Below are 4,030 nucleotides of genomic sequence, written 5' to 3'. Positions count from 1 at the left end.
CTAGTCTCGGGGGCTCGGAGATGTGTATACGAGCCACCGGCTCCTTTGACCCCGGCCGCGGCGACCCCGGCCGCGGCGACCCCGGCCGCGGCCCCGCCCGTCGCCAGCTGGCAGGCCGAGCTCGCCGCCGCTCGCGACCGCGCCGATGCCGGCGACCTGGAAGGCGCGCTGCAGGCCTGCCGCGCCGGGCTGCTGCTGCAGCCGACCGAGCCGGCGCTGCACTACTATGACGGGCTGATCCGCCGCGCGCTCGGCCAGCCGCGCGAGGCTGCCCAGGCCTTCCGCCGCGCGCTCTACCTGCAGGGCGACTTCGCCATGGCGCATTACCAGCTCGGCCTGCTGCTGCTGGACGAGGGCGAGCGCGCCGCCGGCCGCCGCGCCCTGACCGTCGCCGCCCGCATCGCCCAGGGCCGCCCCGCCGGCGCCCTGCTGGAAGAGGGCGACGGCATGACCGCCGCCGCGCTGCGCGACCTGGCGCGGCTGCAACTGGACGCCGCCTGATGCCGAAGACCCTGCAGACCCTGCTGTCCTTCGCCCACCGCGCCGAGCGGATCATGGAGGAGCGCACCGCGGCGCTGGCCGCCCGCCCGGCACTGCTCGCCCCGGAAGCGCCGAGGATCGCTCTCCTCGCCTGCGCGGTGGGGGCGGAGCTCTACGGCCTGCCGATCGGCGCCGTCGCCCAGGCGGTGCCGCAGGGGCCCTGCGCCCGGCTGCCCGGGGCGCCGCCGGCGCTGCTCGGCCTGTTCGGCCAGGCGGGGCAGGTCTTCTGCGTCCTCGATCTCGGCGCGGTCTTCGGCCACCCGGCCGACCTCGCGGCCCCAGGCCACTTCCTGCTGCTGCGGCAGGCCCGCGGCGCGACGCGCTTCGCCCTGCGCGCGGATCGCGTCATCGGCGCCGTCCGCGTCGCGCCGCCGGATGCGGCGGACGACACCACCCGCCCCGCCGGCAGCCCGGTCGCCGGCCATGCCCGGCTGGATGACGGCCGGCTGATCGCGCTGCTGGCGCCCGACCGGCTGCTGCACCCCTATCTCCCGGCGGCGCCCGCGGCGCCGGCGCCTCTCCAGACCCCTCGCGGAGCCTGAGCCTTGAGCATCGCCAATCGCATCCTTCTCGGCTTCACCGCCCTCACGCTGCTGCTGGTCGGGCTTGGGGTCTACGGGCTGAACCAGATCAGCGTGGTGACCCGCGCCACCGAGATCATCGTCAGCCGCGACCTGGTGACGCTGCGCCAGCTGATGGAACTGCGCGACGCCGAGGCCGACATGCATGACGCCCGCGCCCGCACCACCTCGCGCTTCCTGGTGCGCAGCCTGGGCCGCGAGCTGTCCGGCGATGACCCGGCCCAGGCCTGGCCCGGCCACCTGGCCCGCGCCGAGGGGCTGCTGCAGCAGATGGCGCAGACCGCCAACCAGAATGCCGCCAGCTCGCTGAGCAACGACCGCCGCGGCGGCTGGACCCAGATCGGCCAGCTGCTGGCGCAGGCGCAGACGCCGCTGCGGCAGATCCGCGAGGCGACCCAGGCGCAGTTCGCCGCCATCCGCGCCAACGACCTGGCGGCGGTGCACAGCATCGGCGAGGGGATCGTCGCGGCGCGCTCCGAGCTCGGCCGGCTGATCGACCGGCTGCAGGAGGCGGTGAATGCCAGCATTGCCGCCGGCCAGGCACGCGGCAACGAGATCTACGAGGAAAGCCGGCTGTCGGTGACGCTGGTGCTGATCGCCGCCGTCGTCCTGGCGATCGCCATCACCCTGGTGATCCGCCGCTCCATCGTGCAGCCGCTGGGCGCCTTCATGGCCTTCGTCGAGCGGGTCGGCCGCGGCGACCTGGGCGGCGAGGCGGCGATCACCGGGCGCGACGAGCTCGGCCGCCTCGGCGTCACGCTGAACGCCATGGTCGAGGGGCTGCGCCAGCTCGCCCGCCAGAGCCGCGACGCGACCGAGAACCTGAACGCCGCCGCCGCCGAGATCCGCGCCTCCACCCAGGAGCAGGCGGCCAGCGTCGAGGAGCAGCTGGCGGCGGTGCAGGAGACGGCGGCCACCGTCGACGAGATCACCCATTCCGGCGTGCAGATCGGCAAGCGCGCGCAGGAGGTGATCGCCTCGGCCCAGGCGACCGCGCAGACCTCGACCGCCGGGCTTCGCGCCGTCGACGAGACCGTGCGCTCGATGGACCTGATCCGCGACCAGGCCGAGGCGGTGGCCGGCAACATCGTGGCGCTGTCGGAGAAGACCCAGGCGATCGGCGAGATCATCGCCAGCGTCAACGACATCTCCGAGCGCAGCCACCTGCTGGCGCTGAACGCGGCGATCGAGGCCGCCGCCGCCGGCGAGCAGGGCCGCTCCTTCGCGGTGGTCGCGGCCGAGATGAAGACGCTGGCCGACCAGGCCAAGGACGCGACCGGCCAGGTGCGCTCGATCCTGGGCGACATCCAGCGCGGCATCAATTCCTCGGTCATGCTGACCGAGGAGGCGGTGAAGCGCGTCGCCGCCGGCCGCGAGCGCACCGACACCACCCATGCGACCATCACCGAGATCAGCAGCCGCATCCAGGAGAGCGTGCAGACCTTCCAGCAGATCGTGGCCTCGACCAACCAGCAGCAGCTGGGCATCGAGCAGGTGATGAGCGCGCTGCAGAACATCCGCCAGGCCAGCCAGCAGACGGCGGCCGGCACCCGCCAGCTGGACACCGCGGCCGCCAACCTGTCGCAGCTGTCGCAGCAGCTGGTCGGGCTCGCCGACCGCTACCGCCTCTGATCCTCGGCCGATGACCGACTGCCGCCCATGACCGACTTTCGCCAGGAGCTGCTCGCCGCCTTCGGCATCGAGCACCAGGAGCATCTGGGCGCCATCCGCGCCGCCCTGGCGGCGGCCGGGCGCGGCCAGGAGTTCGACCTGCGCGACGTCTTCCGCCGCGCCCACAGCCTGAAGGGCGCGGCGCGCGCCGTCGACCTGCCGGTGGTGGAAGAGCTGGCGCATCGGCTGGAGGCGGTCTTCACCGCGGTGGGGGAGGGCGGCCTCGCCCTCGATGCGCCGGCCATCGCCGCGATCCAGCTCGGCCTGGACGGGGTCGAGGGCTATGTCGCCGCGCTCGCCGGCACGCCCGAGCCCGCAGCCCCCGAGGCGGCGCGCCGCGCGCTGGAAGGTCTTCTTTCGGCGCCCGTCCCCGAGGCGCCGCCGCGTCCGGCGCCTGAGCCTGCCGCGGCCGCCCCCGAGCCGCCGCCGGCGGCCGAGACCGGCCCGGCCATCGAATATCTGCGCATCCCCGCGGGCCAGGTCGAGGCGCTCGCCGGCGCCGTGCATGCGCTGTCCGACAGCCTGGGCCGCCAGGCCGGGCTGGAGGCCGGGCTGCGCGGGCTGGAGGCGGCGATGCGCGGGCTGCGCCGCGACTTCGACGGTTTTTCCCGCGCTGCCGTCCCGGGCGCGGCGCGCAGCGAGACATTTGGCCGCGAGCTGGACCGCATGGCGAGAGAGCTCGGCCAGCTGACCCGGGCCCAGCGCGAGGCCGCCTGGACCGCCGAGGCCGCCGCCGCCCAGCTGCGCCTCGAGGCCGGCCGCATCAGCCTGGTCCCGGCCGAGACGGTGCTGGGCTCGCTTGGCCGCATGGCCCGCGACCTGGCGCGCGATTCCGGCCAGCCGGTCGCCGTGCGGCTGGAAGGGCTGGCGCTGCAGGCCGATCGCCGCGTGCTGCAGGCGCTGAAGGACCCGGTGACGCATCTGCTGCGCAACGCCGTCAGCCACGGGCTGGACAGCCCGGCCGAGCGCGCCCGCCGCGGCAAGCCGGAGCAGGCCGAGATCGCCCTGTCGCTGGAGGCGCGCGGCGGGCTGCTGGTGCTGCGCGTCGCCGATGACGGCCGCGGCCCCGACCTGGCGCGGATCGAGGCGGTGGCGGTGCAGCGGGGTCTTCTTCCGGCTCGCGATTCCGCGACGCCGCCGCCGCCCGCCGAGCAGCTGCTGTCCCTGGTCTTCGAGTCGGGCTTTTCCACGGCCGAGGCGGTCGACCGCCTCTCCGGCCGCGGCATCGGCCTGTCGGT

Annotated in this window: 3 protein-coding genes and 1 pseudogene; all 4 read left to right on the top strand. The window is 75.2% G+C overall.

The features are described from left to right. Nucleotides 1–501 (top strand): annotated as a pseudogene (locus tag BKE38_RS24740) (CheR family methyltransferase); the annotation flags it as partial. Continuing rightward, nucleotides 501–1,082 carry a chemotaxis protein CheW gene (locus BKE38_RS24735; protein WP_076959884.1) on the top strand — a complete coding sequence of 194 codons (582 nt, stop codon included), beginning with the start codon at nucleotides 501–503 and terminating at the stop codon, nucleotides 1,080–1,082. The pseudogene BKE38_RS24740 and the gene BKE38_RS24735, both read left to right, overlap by 1 nt. A 3-nt stretch (nucleotides 1,083–1,085) precedes the next feature. Then, the gene (locus BKE38_RS24730) at nucleotides 1,086–2,753 is read left to right on the top strand and encodes a methyl-accepting chemotaxis protein (RefSeq protein WP_076959883.1); all 1,668 of its coding nucleotides are present in this window, start codon (nucleotides 1,086–1,088) and stop codon (nucleotides 2,751–2,753) included. A 27-nt stretch (nucleotides 2,754–2,780) separates the two neighbouring features. After that, on the top strand, nucleotides 2,781–4,030 hold a 1,250-nt coding region (locus BKE38_RS24725), incomplete at its 3' end, for an Hpt domain-containing protein (protein WP_242662562.1).

Origin of the sequence: Teichococcus deserti (assembly GCF_001982615.1) — a bacterium.
GTDB lineage: Bacteria > Pseudomonadota > Alphaproteobacteria > Acetobacterales > Acetobacteraceae > Pseudoroseomonas > Pseudoroseomonas deserti.
The sequence above is the reverse complement of the archived record's forward strand: the minus strand, read 5'-3'. Positions and strand labels throughout refer to the sequence as shown.

Coding starts and splice junctions, on each gene's coding strand:
- BKE38_RS24735 (WP_076959884.1), top strand. CDS start 501: ATGCCGAAGACCCTGCAGACCCTGCTGTCCTTCGCCCACCGCGCCGAG.